The 17,260-nt window shown below is 63.3% G+C and carries 13 protein-coding genes; 7 read left to right on the forward strand and 6 right to left on the reverse strand.

Translation table 11 applies throughout. The annotated features are described in order from the left end of the window. Positions 1-2: 2 nt before the first annotated feature. Together JN279_RS20035 and JN279_RS20040 are read left to right on the forward strand one after the other, a co-directional pair. Entirely contained in the window at positions 3-2,165 is a 2,163-nt protein-coding gene (locus JN279_RS20035) for a YfbK domain-containing protein (RefSeq protein ID WP_202350059.1), read from the forward strand. Positions 2,166-2,555: 390 nt separating this feature from the next. Then, on the forward strand, positions 2,556-2,825 hold the full coding sequence (locus JN279_RS20040) for a hypothetical protein (RefSeq protein ID WP_096446980.1): 270 nt from the start codon (positions 2,556-2,558) through the stop codon (positions 2,823-2,825). Positions 2,826-2,836: 11 nt separating this feature from the next. On the opposite strand, the gene bmt is transcribed toward JN279_RS20040, so the two are convergent. Both bmt and JN279_RS20050 read right to left on the reverse strand, forming a co-directional pair. After that, the gene (bmt, locus tag JN279_RS20045) at positions 2,837-3,859 is read right to left on the reverse strand and encodes a betaine--homocysteine S-methyltransferase (RefSeq protein ID WP_202350060.1); all 1,023 of its coding nucleotides are present in this window, start codon (positions 3,857-3,859) and stop codon (positions 2,837-2,839) included. A 132-nt stretch (positions 3,860-3,991) separates the two neighbouring features. Beyond that, positions 3,992-4,849, reverse strand: coding sequence for a helix-turn-helix domain-containing protein (locus JN279_RS20050; RefSeq protein ID WP_095199809.1), 858 nt, complete (start codon positions 4,847-4,849; stop codon positions 3,992-3,994). A 230-nt stretch (positions 4,850-5,079) separates the two neighbouring features. Here JN279_RS20050 and JN279_RS20055 point away from each other — a divergent pair, with 230 nt between their 5' ends. Beyond that, positions 5,080-6,090: a fatty acid desaturase gene (locus tag JN279_RS20055; protein ID WP_202350061.1), complete on the forward strand. Its 1,011-nt coding sequence runs from the start codon at positions 5,080-5,082 to the stop codon at positions 6,088-6,090. Between the two features lie 91 nt (positions 6,091-6,181). After that, positions 6,182-7,009, forward strand: a complete 828-nt coding sequence (locus JN279_RS20060) for a phosphate/phosphite/phosphonate ABC transporter substrate-binding protein (protein ID WP_202350062.1) — start codon at positions 6,182-6,184, stop codon at positions 7,007-7,009. Here JN279_RS20060 and JN279_RS20065 read toward each other — a convergent pair. The 4 genes from JN279_RS20065 to JN279_RS20080 form a co-directional block, all read right to left on the reverse strand. Beyond that, a complete protein-coding gene (locus JN279_RS20065) occupies positions 6,974-8,329 on the reverse strand; it encodes a M24 family metallopeptidase (protein ID WP_202350063.1) in 1,356 nt (451 codons plus the stop codon). The genes JN279_RS20060 and JN279_RS20065 overlap by 36 nt on opposite strands. A gap of 9 nt (positions 8,330-8,338) precedes the next feature. Then, positions 8,339-10,909, reverse strand: a complete 2,571-nt coding sequence (locus JN279_RS20070) for a GcvT family protein (RefSeq protein ID WP_202350064.1) — start codon at positions 10,907-10,909, stop codon at positions 8,339-8,341. A gap of 73 nt (positions 10,910-10,982) precedes the next feature. Continuing rightward, positions 10,983-12,560, reverse strand: a complete 1,578-nt coding sequence (locus JN279_RS20075; protein WP_202350065.1) for a trimethylamine methyltransferase family protein — start codon at positions 12,558-12,560, stop codon at positions 10,983-10,985. A gap of 174 nt (positions 12,561-12,734) precedes the next feature. After that, positions 12,735-13,811, reverse strand: a complete 1,077-nt coding sequence (locus JN279_RS20080; RefSeq protein WP_202350066.1) for a hypothetical protein — start codon at positions 13,809-13,811, stop codon at positions 12,735-12,737. A 165-nt stretch (positions 13,812-13,976) separates the two neighbouring features. Between JN279_RS20080 and JN279_RS20085 the strand changes: the two genes are divergently transcribed. The 3 genes from JN279_RS20085 to JN279_RS20095 all read left to right on the forward strand — a co-directional run bounded on the left by JN279_RS20085 (position 13,977) and on the right by JN279_RS20095 (position 17,258). Next, positions 13,977-14,669 carry a helix-turn-helix domain-containing protein gene (locus JN279_RS20085; protein ID WP_244734044.1) on the forward strand — a complete coding sequence of 231 codons (693 nt, stop codon included), beginning with the start codon at positions 13,977-13,979 and terminating at the stop codon, positions 14,667-14,669. Positions 14,670-14,829: 160 nt separating this feature from the next. Then, a complete protein-coding gene (locus JN279_RS20090; protein WP_096446966.1) occupies positions 14,830-16,005 on the forward strand; it encodes an MFS transporter in 1,176 nt (391 codons plus the stop codon). Between the two features lie 92 nt (positions 16,006-16,097). Continuing rightward, positions 16,098-17,258 carry an MFS transporter gene (locus tag JN279_RS20095; protein ID WP_096446964.1) on the forward strand — a complete coding sequence of 387 codons (1,161 nt, stop codon included), beginning with the start codon at positions 16,098-16,100 and terminating at the stop codon, positions 17,256-17,258. Positions 17,259-17,260 lie beyond the last annotated feature (2 nt).

The following is a 17,260-nucleotide window of genomic DNA, read 5'->3' on the forward strand; positions in this document are numbered from 1 at the left end:
CCATGGTCGACGACAACGAACTCAACAGGCTGCGCGATATCGCAGCACCGGCGCCGGGCGAGAGCGCGAAGGCGCGCGCCTTCGAAGCCGCCATGCGTGCCTACGACCAGGAAAATATTTCTGCCGTCACCCAAGGATCGGTCGGCGGCCTTCGTCTCACCGAGCGAGCACAAAAGCTCTGGAGCGAGATCATGCAAAAGAAACTCATTGCCACGCCGGCTCTTGCCGGGCTCGTCGCCCTGCCGATCGCCGGATACGCCACCTTCCATATGCTGAGGGAACAGCCGTCCAAATTCGGCGGCGACGAAAAGATTACCGAGACGCTGGCCGACAAGCCGGCGACCCTGAAGCCGGCCGAGCCGAAGCAGGCTCCGACCGGGTTGGAGAAGGACAAGAAGGCCGACGCGGATGTGGAAAGCCGCGACGCGACCGACGCGCTTGTGGCGCCGGCCTCGCCACCGAAATCCGAATCGACCGCGGTTGGCGGCGCGGCACGGCAGAATGCACTGGGGCGTGGTGTGCCGGCTGATGCTCCGGCAACAATCAACGAAACCGAGGCGGGCACTTTGAAGGCTTACAAGCCGGCACCTGCACCAACAGGTGAATTCGCGTTGGATGGTAGCACCAGGACCGCGCCCTACGCGTCACGGGTCGCTCGCGTGCCGGGAGCCGACTCCAAATTGATGGCACCTCAGCCGACCATCGCGCCGGCGGATCAGGTCGCACCGCAGGAGGAGAACCGCAACCGCGTCCAGGATTTCAAGACCAATCCGGTGCATGCCGCGCTCGAGGATCCGGTCTCGACCTTCTCGATCGATGTCGACACCGCCTCCTATTCCTTCGTGCGCCGTTCGCTGAAGGAAGGCTCCGTGCCGCAGGCCGACACGGTGCGTGTCGAGGAGATGATCAATTACTTCCCCTATGACTGGAAGGGGCCGGACTCGGCGTCGACACCGTTCAACTCGACCGTCAGCGTCATGCCGACGCCATGGAACGAGCACACCAAGCTGATGCACGTCGCCATCAAGGGCTTCGACATCAAGTCGACCGAGCAGCCGAAGGCCAATCTTGTCTTCCTGATCGACGTCTCGGGCTCGATGGACGAGCCCGACAAGCTGCCGCTGCTCAAGTCGGCATTCCGGCTGCTGGTCAGCAAGCTCAGGGCTGACGACACGATCTCCATCGTCACCTATGCCGGCGAGGCCGGCACCGTGCTGATGCCGACCAGGGCGGCCGAAAAGGACAAGATCCTCAACGCCATCGACAATCTGACGCCCGGCGGTTCGACCGCCGGCGAGGCCGGCATCAAGGAAGCCTACAAGCTTGCCCAGCAATCCTTCGTCAGGGACGGCGTCAACCGGGTGATGCTGGCGACCGATGGCGACTTCAATGTCGGCCAGAGCGACGACGATGATCTCAAGCGCCTGATCGAGCAGGAGCGCAAGAGCGGGGTCTTCCTGTCGGTGTTCGGTTTCGGCCACGACAATCTGAACGACCAGATGATGCAGACCATCGCCCAGAACGGCAACGGCACTGCTGCCTATATCGACACGTTGGCCGAGGCGGAAAAGGTGCTGGTCGAGGATGCCTCCTCGACGCTGTTCCCGATCGCCAAGGACGTGAAGATCCAGGTCGAGTTCAACCCGAACAAGGTCTCCGAATACCGGCTGATCGGCTACGAGACCCGGGCGCTCAACCGCGAGGACTTCAACAATGACCGCGTCGATGCCGGCGATATCGGTTCGGGCCACTCGGTCACGGCGATCTACGAGATCACGCCGAAGGGTAGCGGCGGCGAGCAGATCGACCCGCTGCGTTATGGCCAGGCCACGGTCAACAATGGCGGCGTCGCCAACGCGGACGAATATGCCTTCGTCAAGATCCGCTACAAGCTGCCCAACGAAGACATCTCGAAGCTGATCACCACGCCGGTGACCTCGGCCAACGAGGTGGCGTCCTTCGACCAGGCCAGCACCGACCAGCGCTTCTCCGTCGCTGTCGCCGCCTTCGGCCAGAAGCTGCGCGACGAGGATGCGACCGCGAAGTTCGGTTACGACAAGATCATGGAGATTGCCACTGCCGCCCGAGGAGCCGACCCGTTTGGGTACAGGTCTGAGTTCCTCTCGCTTGTGCGCCTTGCCTCGGCGCTGGGCGGTAACCGGTAGTGGCGATGACGGCCGGTTTCTTTCAGATGGGATCGTTCTGACAGCGGAAACCGGCCTACGGGCGGGTGAGGCAGGCCGGCGAGGGGTCATTCCCTTGCCGGCCTTTTTTTCGGATCTATTGATATTCAGGTGATGCCGGCCTGCAAATGGTGCCTTCCTGCGCTTCCCGTTCTACTGCGTCGCAGTAGAACTGAGCTCACGTACCCAAAAGTACGCTCCGCTCCGGTTTCTCGGAACCCATCGTTTTCGAACACGGCCTGACCTGAATCTCAACAGATCCTGGCGCGGCGCTAACCGGCATGATCGTTAAATTGCGCGGTATTTCTGGTACCGGATCGCAATGTCCTGTTGCTACACCGGCCATGTTTACAGGGCTTGAGGGAGCCGGAATTGCAGATCAGGACTATCGCCAACTTGCCGCCGCCGGTGCGAGACGCTTCGACGGTTTCATCAGCTCCATCGGCCGAATCCAGACGCATTAGCGACGATGTCGCGCAAGCGCGTCACACCGCCATGTCGGCGCTTACCAACGACCGCTTCCGCGCCATGCTGGAACAGATCACCGATCCGGCTTCATCAGGCGCGCTGATGACGATGCGCGGCGACAATGTGGTCGATTTCAAGTCGGCGCAGTCGAGCTACGCCGACAACAGCGAATAATCAAAAAAGCTTCAGGCGCGGCTGCGACGACGCTCGCGGCGGGCTTCGCTGCTCTCGGCGGCGTTTTCCGTCGCCACCTTGTTGCGCATCGGGCCGATGCGCTCGACAATTTTTTCAACCGTCGGACGATCCGCCTTGGTATGGGCGTCGAGCGCCTTGCGCATGGCGGCAAGATGCTGGAACGAGGTGCCGCAGCAGCCGCCAACGATCTTGGCGCCGGCATCGACGGCGAGCCGGACGTAGTCGGCCATCAGTTCCGGCGTGCCGGAATAATGGATCTCGGTGCCGCGGAATTCAGGAATGCCGCAATTGCCCTTGACGATCACGGTCGCCTGCGGCTTCGCCTCGGTCATGTCGAGCAGCGATGCCAGGATATCGGAGGCGCCGACGCCGCAATTGGCGCCGACGCCGAGCGGTGTCTCGGACAGCCCGTCAACGACGCCGTGGATGTCTTTCGGCAGCAGGCCCATCATGGTGCGGCCGGCGGTGTCGAAAGAACCGGTATAGGTGTAGGGCAGGCCGACGCGGATCGCGGCTTGGGCGGCGGCGCGGATCTCGTCGGGCGCCGACATGGTTTCGATCCAGGCGACTTCGGCGCCGCCTTCCTTGAGACCCTCGATCTGCTCGGCAAAGGCGTCGACCGCCTCGTCATAAGTCATGGCGCCAAGCGGCACCAGCAATTCGCCGGTCGGGCCGACGGAGCCGGCGACGATCACCTTGCGGCCGGCCTTGTCGGCAACAGCCCGCGCGATCTCGGCGGCGCGCTTGTTCAGCGCATGCACGCGGTCCTGCGCATGGTGGAGTTTCAGCCGGTGGCGGGTGCCGCCGAAAGAGTTGGTCAGGATGATGTCGGCGCCGGCATCGACGAAATTCTGGTGCAGGCTGGTGATGGTGTCGGGCGCCGTCTCGTTCAGCAGTTCCGGCGCCTCGCCGGCCTCCAGGCCCATCGCGAACAGATTGGTGCCGGTGGCGCCATCGGCCAGCAGCACGCCCTTTTCAGCCAGCAGGGCATCGATCGGATTGGTCGTCGTCATCGGATTGGCTTTCGTGTTTCAAATTCGAATAAGGATATAAAGAAGTCTTTATGTCCAGTCAATGATTTGCCGCGACCTTTCGGCAATGTGATTGACCTGGCCCTCGGCCAAGGCCGGTCGACTGGCCGTCAATCAGGCAGAGCCTGATGGGAACGACATGCCGGCCAGATTGCGCGCGTAGGCGGCGGCCTCGTGTGGGTTGATGTCGGCGGCGCGGATCAGATTGTCGAAATGCTGGGTGAGCGCCTGGATCGGCTGGGTGGCGTTCAGCACGACATACATGTCGCCGACATAGATGGCGGCGCGGTAGGGGCCGAAGATGGTGAGCGGGATCGAATAGCGCATGCGGCCGTCATAGAGAAACAGCCGGAAGGTTGGATAGAGATCGTCGAGCAGCGTCGCCATATGGGCGAGCTGCTGCCTACGGTCGGCCTCGGGAAAGCGGTCCCAGACGCCGAGGCCGCGCGCAAAGATCTCCAGCGTGTGGCGCGGCATGCAGACTTCCATGTCGGTTTCCGGGCGCCGATTGTATTCGATGCGGTATTGCGTCTCGCTGGCCTGCGCCAGACGGCTCCTGTTGGTAATGTTGGCCTCGTAGTCGACGAGCGCGCGGGTGCGCAGGAGATCGGGAATGCCGGCCGGGACGTAGCGGATCTTGGTGCCCGCGGCCTCGGCGAACCATTTGGCGAGCAGCGTGCGGTCGAAACCGTCGGGCGCTTCCTCGATCTCCAGGCTTTCGCGGATTTCGCCGGTGACGCCTTCGTCCTGGCTGAGGCCGAGCAGCCAGTCGAGCGACACCTTGAATTCTGCGGCGATGTTGAGCAGCGTTTCGGCGCGCGGCAGGCGCGTCGAGGCGCCCGACATCAGCTGCGACAGCGCCGACCGGTCGATGCCGACCGCCGACGCGAATGCCGACTGGTTGAGGTCGGAGCGTGTCAGGAGCAGCTTCAAACGCTCCCGGAAGATTGCTGACAGGTCGCGTTTGTCCATCGTCCGGTCCTCCGAATCTTGAGGAAAAATTTGCGCCGAGGCGGGCCAACGGGGCGTCTCAGGCGTAAATGAATCCCTAAGCTTGTTTACAATGTGTAACATGTGCGGTCAAAAATGCGCAATCGCAACATTTTGTATACTTTGTCGCGTTGAGTGGAATCGTTTCTCCTGACACTATGTTGTCAGGAACCATTGGGGGTTCCGGCGACTGAGGGACAGTGGTCGATAGCATGACAGGCAAGAGCATCAAGCGACGCAACGCACCGGCCATCGAATGGCCCACCGTGGTTCTCGCTTTCTTCTGTTACGGAACATGGCTCGTCACCGGTTTCCTGCTCTGGCCGTCCTATCCCATCCTGGCGCTCGCTCTCCTCGGCTTTATCCTGGCACTGCAGTCGTCGATCATGCACGAAGTGCTGCATGGCCATCCAACGCGCAGCGCGCTGATCAACGAGGCCTTCGTCTTCCTCCCGATCGGCCTGGTCTGGCCGTTCCGCCGCTTCAAGACGCTGCATTTGCGCCACCATGCCGACGAGCGGCTGACCGATCCGCTCGACGATCCCGAGAGCTATTACCAAGCGCTGTGGCAGCATGACGAATTGCCGCCGACGATGAAGTTCCTGCTCAAGATCAACAACACCATGGCCGGCCGTTTCTTCCTTGGCCCCTGGCTGTCGTGCATCGGCTTCTTCATCGACGATTTCAAGCAGATGATGGCCGGTGACAGGGCGATCCGCAAAGCCTGGTTGCTGCATGCGATCGGCCTCGCCATCGTGGCGCCGATCGTGCAGTTCGGCTTCGGCATTCCGCTGTGGCTCTACATCCTGGCGCCGGTGTGGCTCGGCCAGTCGCTGATTGCGATCCGCACCTTTGCCGAGCATCAGTGGTCCGAGCACCCGGAAGGCCGCACGGTGATCATCGAGCGCTCGCCGCTGTCATATCTGTTCCTCAACAACAATCTGCACTTCGTCCACCACAAGACCCCGACCGTGGCCTGGTACGAGCTGCCCAAGCTGTTTCGCGACCGCCGCGACGAGTGGCTGCGGATGAACAATGGCTATGCCTATCCCAACTATTTCGCGCTGATCAAAGCCTATGCCTTCAAGGCGAAGGAGCCGATCGTGCATCCGGTGCTTCGCCGCGCGCCGGAGCACGGCCGGGCGTTCAAGCCGCGCATCCGGGCGCGCAACATCAACGGGCTCGGCACCGCGCCGGTGCCCGCCGAGCCGCCCAAGGAATAGTTCGGGGCATTCTGCGAGAGGTGTCGGCCAATTCTGATTGGACGCCGCGTTTTTGCGATCCTTTTTCCAGATGTGATGATTTGATATCGGCATGATTGAATCGATTGCGGCGTTGCCAATGTATGACTGGCCCGAAGTGCGCGGCGAGGTCGACGCGCAATGGGTGCTGCTGCGCGATGCCTTCCGGCAAAAGGGCATCGATGCGCCGCAGACCATCGTGCGCCGCAATGGCGATCTGCCGCCGGTGCCGGGCGGCATCCATGATGCCGAGGGAGCCTTGATCGCGCCGGACCCGGCGACATTGCCGCCGGACGAACTCGATTACCACCAGCTCTGGCTGCACCCGGCGCTGCTGTTTGCACAGACCTGCTGGGGGCCGATGGAGCTCGGCCTGTCGAGCCATGTGCAAGTGGTCGGCCAGCCAAGCTATGACGCCTATGAGGGCGGACAGGGCGAGCTCTATTCCAGCGCGCTGGTGATGCGGACGGGCGAGGGGCCGGAGGCGCGATCGCCCGCGGACGGCAAGGCCTTGCTGCCGCTCGACCTGATGCGCAGCAAGCGCTTCACCTTCAACAGCCTCGATTCGATGTCGGGCATTATCGGGCTGACGCGCGACCTGCAGGCAGCCGGCGAAAGCCTCGATATCTTTTCCTCGCGCAGCGCAAGCGGCGGCCATCGCGGCTCGATCGTTGCTGTTGCCGAGGGCAGGGCTGACATCGCCGCCATCGATTGCGAAAGCTGGGCGCTGGCGCAGCGTTTCGAACCAGCGGCAAGCAAAGTGGTGGTCATCGGCTGGACGGCACGCCGCAAGGGCCTGCCATTCATCACCGCCAGGACGACGCCCGAAAAAACAATCCGGGCAATGCGCGAAGCCCTTGCCGGTTTAGCCGAGCAACCTCGCATCCAACGGGTAGGTTGAAAGCTGCTCGTTGCCGGTCTCGGTGATCAGGATCTGCTCCTCGATCTTGACGCCTTCGTGCCCGCCAAGCCTGCCTATATAGCTTTCCACGCACAGCACCATCCCTGCTTCGAGCACGCCGTCCGGCGTATCCAGCGTCCAGTCGCTGGCATGCGGCAAGGTCGGGTATTCGTCGGCCAGGCCGACGCCGTGATAGAGCACGCCGTAGCGGGTCGGGAAGCAGTCTCCCGGCGGCACGGCCGAGCGATCGACAAGGTCGCGGAAGGAGATGCCGGGCTGCATCAAATGCGTGTTGTGCTCTATCTGGTCGGCGGCAATGCGGAACAGGTCGCGCTGTTCGTTGGTCGGCTTGGTTTCGCCGCAAAGCCAGGTGCGCGAAAGGTCGGCGCAGAAGCCGTAGGGACCGACCAGGTCGGTGTCGAAGGCAACGAGGTCGCCGGCCTCGATCACGCGCGACGAGCATTCCTGGAACCACGGATTGCTGCGCGGACCTGACGCCAGCAGCCGCGTCTCGATCCATTCCCCGCCGCGCGCAATGTTGCCGCGATGCAGTTCGGCCCACAATTCGTTCTCGGAAATGCCGGGCTTCAGCGCCTGTTCCATCTCGCCCATCGCTGCCTCACAAGCGATGATGGCGCGGCGCATGGCGAGGATCTCGTCCGGCGATTTGATCAGCCGCGCATTCTCCATCACCGCCTCGCCATTGCCGATGGAGATACCAAGCCGCGCCAGTTCCTCGACGCCTTCCGGGTTGAGATGGTCGACAGCGATGCGACTGTTGCCGCCGCCATGCTCTCTCACCAGATCGGCAATGCCGGCTGCCCAGCGGCGGACCTTTTGCTCCGTCAACTCGCCGCCATAGAGATACATCCACGACACCGCCGGCCGTACCTCGTCGACGACGCCGGAATGGTCGGACAGATGCTCGCAGGAGAAATAGTCGAACAGCACCACCGGCCCGTCGGTGGCGACGAAACAATGCCGCGTCGGGTTGTGCGCGACCCACAGCTGCATGTTGGTGCTGTCGGTCGCATAGCGGATATTGACGGGGTCGTAGAGCAGGGCACCGGCATAGCCGCGCCGCTTCAACTCGGCGCGGATGCGCTCCAGCCGGTATTTGCGCATCGCCGGAAGATCGGGGGCGGCAATGCCTGCCGCCGCCCATTCCGCCTCAGCCTGGGCGCCATAGCCCAGCACATGCTGGTTGAGCGAAGCCGCCTTTTGGCGGGAGCCTTCGCGCAATTCCTCGATCGAGCCCGGCTCGAACGGCATGATCTTGCGATGGCGGCCGAATCCGCCTTTTGGCGCCGCGCTGTCCATGGTCGACCCTCAGGTCCGCATCTTCTCGCCGCTCGGGTCGAACGGCGCCTCGACATTGATGCGCGCCGGGCGACGGTGGCCGAGGATCTCGATCTCGAACAGGCCGGCGCTTTCGTCCTCGGCAAGTGCTGCCGGAACGTAGCCCTGCGCCATCGACTTCTGGACATAGTGGGCATAGCCGCCCGAGGTCACCCAGCCGACCACGCGCCAGTCGCCGTCGACGATGCCGCGCACGGCGGACGCGCCTTCGGCAGCCTTGGAACCACGCACTTCCTTGCCCTTGTCGTCAAAGCGCGGCGCGCCATAGCCATGCGGCTTTTCCACCGTGCCGTAATCCTTGCTGACCTTGGCCCAGATCGGCTCGTCGCCCATGACGTCGGCATCGGCCGCATCGACGATGAAGGAGACGCGGCGCAGCTTCGGCCCTTCCGCCTGTTCCTTGGCGGCGGCCTCGCGGCCGATGAAGTCGTTCTTCTCGAGCTTGATGAAGCGGTCCATCGAGCCTTCGAACGGCCCGTAGATCGGCCGCAGCTCGCGGAACCAGGTCGGGAAGTTCTTTTCGAGACGCATCGACAGCAGAGCGCGCATGCCGAAATCGACGAGACCAAACTCCTCGCCGGCATCCTTGATCGCCTTGTAGACCAGGCGCTGGTAGGCCGGCGCCATCCAGATCTCATAGCCGAGATCGCCGGTGTAGGTGATGCGGTTGACCATGCAGGGCGCGCCGCCGACGGCCATTTCGCGGAAATCCATGAAGCGGAAGGCTTTGGTCGAGATGTCGACATCGACCAGCTTCTGCAAGAGGTCTCGCGACTTGGGTCCGGCGATCGACAGGCCGACCAGCGTCTGGTCGAAGCGGTGAATGCGCACCGAGCCATCCTTCGGCAAATGCTTTTCGAACCAGCGCATATGGTATTTCTGCGCGGCGGACGAACCCCAGATCATGAAGCGGTCTTCGCCGGCCTTGGCGATGGTGAAGTCGCCGATCAGCTTGCCGAATTCGTTGATCATCGGGGTGAGCACGATGCGGCCGGTCTTCGGCATGCGGTTGGTCATCAGCCGGTTGAGGAATTCTTCCGCGCCCGGTCCCGACACCTCGTATTTGGCGAAGTTGGCGATCTCGGTGACGCCGACGCGCTCGCGCGTGGCGCGCACTTCCTCGCCAATCGGGCCGAAATCGTTGGAGCGGTGGAACGAGACGATGTCTTTCGGTTCCTTGCCCTTCGGCGCGAACCACAGCGGGGTTTCCAGACCCCAGCTGTCGCCCATGACCGCGTTGTTGGCGAGCATCGTGTCGTAAAGTGGCGTTGTCTGCGCCGGGCGGGCGGCCGGCAGTTCCTCATTGGGGAAGCGGATCGAGAAGCGGCGCGAATAGTTTTCGCGCACCTTGGCGTTGGTGTAGCGCAGACCGGCCCATTCGCCGAAGCGGGCAACGTCCATGCCCCAGACGTCGAAGCCCGGATCGCCATGCACCATCCAGTTGGACAGTGCCAGGCCAACGCCACCACCCTGGCTGAAGCCGGCCATGACGGCGCAGGCGCACCAGAAATTGGTCAGGCCCTGCACCGGGCCGACAAGCGGGTTGCCGTCGAGCGCGAAGGTGAAGGGGCCGTTGATGATCTGCTTGATGCCGGCCTTCTCGATGCCAGGGAAATGCTTGAAGCCGATTTCCAGCGACGGCGCGATGCGGTCGAGATCCGGCGGCAGCAGTTCGTGGCCGAAATCCCAGGGCGTGTTGACCGGCGACCAGGGCTTGCAGGCCTTCTCATAGGTGCCGAGCAGGATGCCGTTGCGCTCCTGGCGGGTGTAGATCTCGCCCTTGAAGTCGAGCACGCCGATCATCTCGCGGCCGGTCGACTTGTTGAACTCCTCGACCTCCGGCATCGGCTCGGTGAGGAGATACATGTGCTCCATGGCCAGCACCGGCAGTTCGACGCCGACCATGCGGCCGATCTCGCGCGCCCACAGGCCGCCGCAATTGACGACATGCTCGGCATGGACAGTGCCCTGCTCGGTGACGACGTTCCAGGTGCCGTCCGGCTGCTGCGTGAGATCGACGACGCGGTTGCGCAGCACGATCTCGGCGCCGAGTTTCTTGGCTGCCTTGGAGTAGGCGATGGTCGTGCCCGAAGGATCAAGATGGCCCTCGACCGGATCCCACATGGCGCCGACGAAGTTCTTCTCGTCCATCAGCGGGAACATCGCCTTGGCTTCGGACGGCGTGATCAGCTCGGTGTCCATGCCGAGATAGCGGCCCTTGGCATGGGCAAGGCGCAGGAAGTCCATACGTTCCGGCGTATCGGCCATCATGACGCCGCCGGTCAGATGCAGCGAGCAGGACTGGCCCGAGATTTCCTCGATCTCCTTGTAGAGCTGCACGGTGTAGGCCTGCAGCTTGGCGACATTGGGATCGCCGTTCAGCGTGTGGAAGCCGCCCGCCGCGTGCCAGGACGAGCCGGAGGTCAGCTCCGAACGCTCGATCAGCATGATGTCGGTCCAGCCGGCCTTGGCCAGGTGATAAAGCACCGAGCAGCCGACGACGCCACCGCCGATGACAACCGCTTTTACGTGGGATTTCATGAAGATAGGTCCGTTTTTGCGTAAATTGAATCAGAGGTTCAGTCGCTGGCGTGACGACGCACGCCAGGCACGATCAGAAATCGGTCGGCGCGCCGCCTTCGGCCGTGCGCTTCTGGACGAAATCGTTGAGCTCCTCGCGGATCGCCGGGTCCATGTAGGGCTCGTCATAGGACGCCAGCCGCTCTTTCCAGACCTTGTTGGCCTTTTCCAGCGCCGTCGGCGAACCGGCTTCCGCCCAGGTCTCGAAATTGCGCCAGTCGGAAAGGATCGGCGAGTAGAAGGCGGTCTTGTAGCGGTCCTGCGTGTGTTGGGTGCCGAAGAAATGGCCGCCGGGGCCGACCGACTGGATGGCGTCGAAGCCGAGCGCCTCTTCGGACAAATCGAGCGGGGTCAGGAATTCGGCCACCATCTGCAACAGGTCGATGTCGAGAATGGTCTTTTCGTAGGAGCAGCGCAGGCCGCCTTCGAGCCAACCGGCGCCGTGCATCATCAGATTGCCGCCCCCTTGTATGGCGCCCCACAGCGAGAACACGCTCTCATAGGCCGCCTGGGCGTCGACCGTGTTGGCGGCGCAGGTATTGGAGGTGCGGTAGGGGATGTTGTACCGGCGGGCAAGCTGGCCGCCGACGAGCTGCGCCTTCATATATTCGGGCGTGCCGAAGGCCGGTGAGCCGGACTTCATGTCGACATTGGAGGTGAAGCCGCCATAGCCGACAGGCGCACCCTTGCGCACCATCTGGGCGAAGGCGATGCCGGACAGCGCCTCGGCATTCTGCTGCACCAGCGCGCCGGCGATGGTGACCGGCGCCATGGCGCCCGACAAAGTGAAGGGCGTGACGACAACGACCTGGCCCTTGCTCGACATCTGGATGATGCCTTCCATCATCGGTACGTCGAGCTTGAGCGGCGAATTGGTGTTGATGATGGTGAAGACGGACGGCTCCTCGAGCAGTTGCTCGTGGCTGATGCCGCGCGCGATCCTGGCGATCTCGATGCCGTCGACATTGCGCTCCTTGCCGAGCGAATAGATGTGGAACACCTTGTCGGTCAGCGTGGCGAGGTCGCGGATGCATTCGAGGTGGCGGACCGACGGATGGATATCGGTCGGCTCGACCGGATAGCCACCTGTGCAGTTCAGGATGTTGTGCATCTGCGCCAGGCGCAGGAAGTTGCGGTAGTCCGCCTGGTTGCCGGGCCGACGGCCGCGATCGATGTCGGAGCAGTTCGGCGCCGACGCCATCATCGACAGGATCACATTGTTGCCGCCGAAGCGGACGTTGTGCGCAGGGTTGCGGGCATGCAGCGTGAATTCCGACGGGCAGTTCGAGATCAGATCGAGGATCATGTCGCTGTCGAAGCGCACCCGCTCCGAGCCTTCGCGCACATCGGCGCCATGTGCCTTCATGATGCGGCGGGCTTCGTCGTGCAGGACGTCGACGCCGATCTCCCTGAGCACCCGCAAGGAGGCGAGGTGGATCGATTCCAGCTCGTCATCCGAGACCAGCTTGGTCGGCGTGAGCGGGTTTCTAAGCTGGCGGAAAGCCGGCTGCTCGAACGCGGCCGAGCCTCCGGCGCGCTTTCCGGCGCGGCCGCCACGGCGGGCACGGTCGGGCGCCAAAGCCGGTTCTAGGGGGTGTAGGGCGGCGGTCATGATGGTCCTCGTACGATGCGAACAGCGGGCGGCATAATGGACCGGCGGCCCGCCGGCCATTGCGGAGGCGGCGACCACTAGGGCGAGGGAAGCGACATGCCGGAACGGCAGCTTTGCGAGAGTCTCAAATGACCGGTTGATTGATCTCGCGCTCTTGAGTTTGGGTGTCGGTCCTCAGTTCCAACCGAGGATGGTGACGGACGGCTCGCGATGAAAGACAAAGTAGCTGCGGTATACATAGTCCAATGAATGTATCGCCATTGCCCGCGTCGCGCGCGACGAAACGTGAAAAGTTGAGCGGTAGTAGGACGTTAGGGACGACACTGCTTTCGGATACTGCCTGCGTAGGACGCGATAGGCCTTGCGGTAAGCTGGACCCTGCATCGCCCATTTCTTCAGTCCGTCATCAACTTCGGCACGTGAGTTGTAGAGTTCGCGTTTCAACGCCCACGGACGTATGGCGGCGTTGGCCCAAGCTTGCTCCACCTCATATGCTATACGCGCGGTCGGCTGAAGCGTGCCTTCATCTTTTCCCGGCCCCAGCGCCTCGGCAAGCAGGGTTGCCAAGCGTTGCACCGGTTTGGGAACCAGCAGCACCGCTCGGGTCAACGCAGGCATGAAGGCGATGTGACAGCGGGGGGACATCCCGGCTTCGTCCAGAATGTATACGTCCCAGCTTCCTTCCTGATTTTGGTCGATTGCCCACAGTTGGCCCGACGCCGAATTCTGCAACAGTTGCAGCGGGCGCCAAACCTCTTGGATGACGGGCCGCAGACCATGTGTTTGTGCCTGCTGGGGATCGACCAAGAACGTTTCAACGGGAAGCGAAGGGTCGACCAGATAATAGCTGTACCAGTCGCCGCGCCAGCCAACTGCGCTCTCCGCCACGATCAGTCGCTTCCCATTCTGTGGCGTGACTTGCCAATACAGATTGCGCAGCGTGTTCGGGTCGCCCGGATAAGCGATTTTGTCGAACACTTCGGGGTCGGCGATCTGGGCGTTGCCAGCCTCGATATGCTCTTCGCCGATGCTGAGCACCAACCGGGACATGGCAGCGGCCGCGATGGGCAAGGGCGCCCTCATGCTGAACGTGTCGGACCTGAATTGCGCCGAGGCCATCGCCAGAGCCTCGACACACTCCGAGCGCCGTGTGTCACCCGTCATCTGCGGCCATGCGAACGCTGTGCCGGCGGTGAAAAGCATGCAGGCGCCGGCAATCGCCGATTGCTTGAAGACGGTGGAAACGGTCATTGCATCCTCGCTCGTAACCCGTACGAACGATGCGCTTCCTGACGCCAGCCGGCGTAGCGTTTTGTTTGGCCTTGATTGGCATCGGCGGTCGCGCGATGTATGCCGTTGTGCGGATTTGTCCGGTGCAATATGAGGCCAGATATCGAACCTTCAGAGAACGTAGCGATGGCGGAGCGCGTTCGGGAGGAATTAGCCCGCCGTCGCATGTCTCGTCAGACGCTGGCCGATAGCGCCAAAATCAGCATTTCGACCCTTGAAAAGGCACTGAACGGAAGCCGTCCTTTCACCATCGCGAGCGTCGTTCGGCTGGAAACCGCCTTGGGCATTTCGCTACGCGTTCAGGTGCCCAAGGTCTCTTCGTCGAGGCCGGATCTGGGTGGATATGCCAAAGCCGGCGTTGCGTGGCTGGAGGGAGATTATCTGACGCTGCGGCCTTCCTTTGAGCTTGCCGGCGCCATCTATGCTTATCGCACGCAAATCTATTGGGACGGGGATCAAGAGTGTCTGGCGTTTCGCGAAATGGATCGCCTGGACGCGCCGTTTTCGCAAAAGGGCGTGGTCTCCATTCCCAACAGGTCCGGGCAAATCTATCTCTACACCAACGATCAGGGACAGATGCGTGTCGCCATCCTGAACCGTCCTCATATCCGTGGTGAGATCTACGGACTGCTGGCGACGCTGGCCGTCGGCGCGGGCAGCAATCTTACCCCTGTTGCGGCGCCGATCGCGCTGTTGCCTTGGCCGGGCGTTGGAAATCCGAAATTGGGGCGTATTCTTGAGGGCGATATCGAATACGCGGACTATCAAAGACATCTCACTATGATCGTTGATGCCGGCTACGCAAAGTTGTTGACGTAGTCGTCAAGAGCCGATCCGATGAAGAGAGGCCGCCGGACGATCCCGGACAATTGGATTTCCGCGCCTGGACCTTCCTTTTCCGGCAATGAACCGATAGCTGGGGCTCGCCGGCCTGATGGCCGGCAAATGGGCTGGCAAGTGTCCGGGCGAAGAGAGCTGTATGGTCGCAACCAACGCCGCCGAAGGCGAAGCGGGAACGCAGTGGGCAGCGCTCGCCGGCGTCACCGCGGCACTTGCCATGTTCGGCGCCGCGCAAGGGCTGAGCTCGCCGCTGTTCACGCTTCTGATGCAGAAGCAAGGCCTGTCGCCCGGGCTGATCGGACTGTCGGCGGCGATGATGCCGCTCGGGCTGATCCTGTCGGCCTCGTTCGTGCCGGCGGCGGTGCGGCTGGTCGGCGCGCGCAACCTGGCGGTCGGCTGCTCGCTGATCGGCGCGCTGTGCTTCCTCGGCATCGGCTATCTGCAGAACTGGGTGGCCTGGTACGTCATCCGCTTCATCATCGGCGTGGTCATCAACCCTCTCTATATCCTTGGCGAGGTGTGGGCGCTGTCGCTGGCACCGCCGTCGCGGCGCGGCCGGGTGATGGGCGTGTTCAACACGCTGATGGGCGCCGGCTATGCCGCCGGACCCTTCACCTTGACGTTCGTCGGCACATCGGGCTGGGCGCCGTTCAGCGTCGGTGTCGGCGGCTTCTTGCTTTGCGCCGTCATCCTGCGTCTTGTCTCGTCAAAACTTACCGGCTTCGAGGATGACGGTCAGCCGGCCGGCAGCTTTGTCGGTTTTGCCCGGCTGGCGCCGGCGCTGCTGCTGGCCGTGCTGGTGTCGGCCGCCGTCCAGCAAAGCACCTATGCGCTGGTCCCGGTCTTCGGCGCCGGCTATGGCCTGCCGGAAGCCGTGCTCGCCGCACTGGTGATGGCGCTGTCGCTCGGCAACATCCTGCTGCAGATCCCACTTGGCCTGCTGGCCGAGCGGTTCGGCGGCCGCCCGATGATCGTGGCCTGCGCGGTGGCGACAACGGTTTGCGCGGCACTGCTGCCGCTGCTGATCACCTCACCGCTGATCTGGGGCGTGCTGCTGGTGATGGGCGCTGTCGGTTACGGCGTCTACACGATGGCGCTGGTCGAACTCGGCAGCCGCTTCAAGGGCACGCTGCTCGTCACCGGCAATGCGGCCTTCGCCTTGCTGTGGGGTGTTGGCGGCATTGTCGGTCCGCCCGGCGCCGGGCTGCTGATGCAAGGCATCGGCCCGCTGGGCCTGCCCTTGGTGATCGCCGGTCTCGACGCGGTTCTGGTCGCCTTCGCTCTGTACCGCTCCGCCCGACGCCGGGTCTCCTGACATGGACCTGGCTGGAGCAAGCGCTTTTCGCCGGCGGAGCTTACCGCTGTTTGGCCGGACCGCTTATCCTGCCTCACTCCAACGGTAAGACCATGGCCGTGGCGGATTCGGAAACTGGCGAAGCAATGCAATGGGCAGCGATCACCGGCGTGATCGCGACCGTCTCGGTGTTCGCCATCGCGCAGGGACTGTCCTACCCGCTGCTGAGCTTCATTCTGCAGCGCCAGGGCGTCTCGCCGGCGCTGATCGGCCTGTCGGCGGCGATGACGCCGATCGGCTTCATCGTCTCGTCGCCGCTCATCCCAGGGCTGGCGCGGCGGTTCGGGGCAGGGCGCACGGCGCTCATTTGTGCCGCGCTCTCGGCTGTCGTGCTGGCGCTGATCGGCTGGACGCAGAATGTCTATCTCTGGTTTCCCCTGCGCTTCCTGATCGGCGTGGTGACCAATCCGCTCTATGTCTTGAGCGAAATCTGGGTGATCGCGCTGGCGCCGCCGGCGCGGCGCGGGCGCATCATGGGCGTCTATTCGACGATCATCTCGGCCGGCTTTGCTGCTGGTCCGCTCTGCCTGCTTGCGGTCGGCACGCAGGGGTGGCCGCCCTTCCTCGTCGGCATTTGTGCCTTCGTGCTGTGCGGCATCTGCCTGGCCTCGGTGCTGCCACGCCTGCCGAAGGTCGACGAAGCCGGTCACCAGGTTTCCGTCCTTGGCTTCGTGCCGATGGCGTGGCTGCTTCTGTTCGCGGTCATCGTGGCCGCGGGTTTCGAACAAGGGGCGCTGGCCCTGCTGCCGGTCTATGGCACCCATCACGGCATCGCTGAAGTCCGTATGTCGGCGCTGCTGTCGATGATGATCGCCGGCAACATTGCCATGCAGGTGCCGCTCGGCCTGCTGGCGGAGAGGCTGACCGCACGCCTGGTGCGGCTTGCCTGTGTTTGCCTGACCGTGCTCGGATGCATGCTGCTGCCGCTTCTCATCGAAACGCCGCTGATCTGGCCGATGATCTTTGTCTGGGGCGCGGTTTCCTACGGCATCTACACGACGTCGATCATCGAGCTTGGCGAGCGTTTCAGCGGCTCGACGCTTGTCGCCGGCAACGCCGCCTTCTCGCTGATGTGGGGCGTCGGCGGCATTGCCGTGCCGCCGTTGGCTGGCACCGCCATGGACATACTTGGCGCAAGAGGCCTGCCGATCACGCTTGGCCTGCTATGCCTGGTGCTGGCGGTGGCGAGTGTCGCTGGTCGCGGGAAGGCCTGAAT

Origin of the sequence: Mesorhizobium sp. 113-1-2 (assembly GCF_016756475.1) — a bacterium.
Lineage (GTDB): Bacteria > Pseudomonadota > Alphaproteobacteria > Rhizobiales > Rhizobiaceae > Mesorhizobium > Mesorhizobium loti_C.

Coding starts and splice junctions, on each gene's coding strand:
- JN279_RS20080 (WP_202350066.1), bottom strand. CDS start 13,811: ATGACCGTTTCCACCGTCTTCAAGCAATCGGCGATTGCCGGCGCCTGC.
- JN279_RS20065 (WP_202350063.1), bottom strand. CDS start 8,329: ATGGACAGCGCGGCGCCAAAAGGCGGATTCGGCCGCCATCGCAAGATC.
- JN279_RS20095 (WP_096446964.1), top strand. CDS start 16,098: ATGGCCGTGGCGGATTCGGAAACTGGCGAAGCAATGCAATGGGCAGCG.
- JN279_RS20035 (WP_202350059.1), top strand. CDS start 3: ATGGTCGACGACAACGAACTCAACAGGCTGCGCGATATCGCAGCACCG.
- JN279_RS20055 (WP_202350061.1), top strand. CDS start 5,080: ATGACAGGCAAGAGCATCAAGCGACGCAACGCACCGGCCATCGAATGG.
- JN279_RS20090 (WP_096446966.1), top strand. CDS start 14,830: ATGGTCGCAACCAACGCCGCCGAAGGCGAAGCGGGAACGCAGTGGGCA.
- bmt (WP_202350060.1), bottom strand. CDS start 3,859: ATGACGACGACCAATCCGATCGATGCCCTGCTGGCTGAAAAGGGCGTG.
- JN279_RS20075 (WP_202350065.1), bottom strand. CDS start 12,560: ATGACCGCCGCCCTACACCCCCTAGAACCGGCTTTGGCGCCCGACCGT.
- JN279_RS20070 (WP_202350064.1), bottom strand. CDS start 10,909: ATGAAATCCCACGTAAAAGCGGTTGTCATCGGCGGTGGCGTCGTCGGC.
- JN279_RS20050 (WP_095199809.1), bottom strand. CDS start 4,849: ATGGACAAACGCGACCTGTCAGCAATCTTCCGGGAGCGTTTGAAGCTG.
- JN279_RS20085 (WP_244734044.1), top strand. CDS start 13,977: ATGGCGGAGCGCGTTCGGGAGGAATTAGCCCGCCGTCGCATGTCTCGT.
- JN279_RS20060 (WP_202350062.1), top strand. CDS start 6,182: ATGATTGAATCGATTGCGGCGTTGCCAATGTATGACTGGCCCGAAGTG.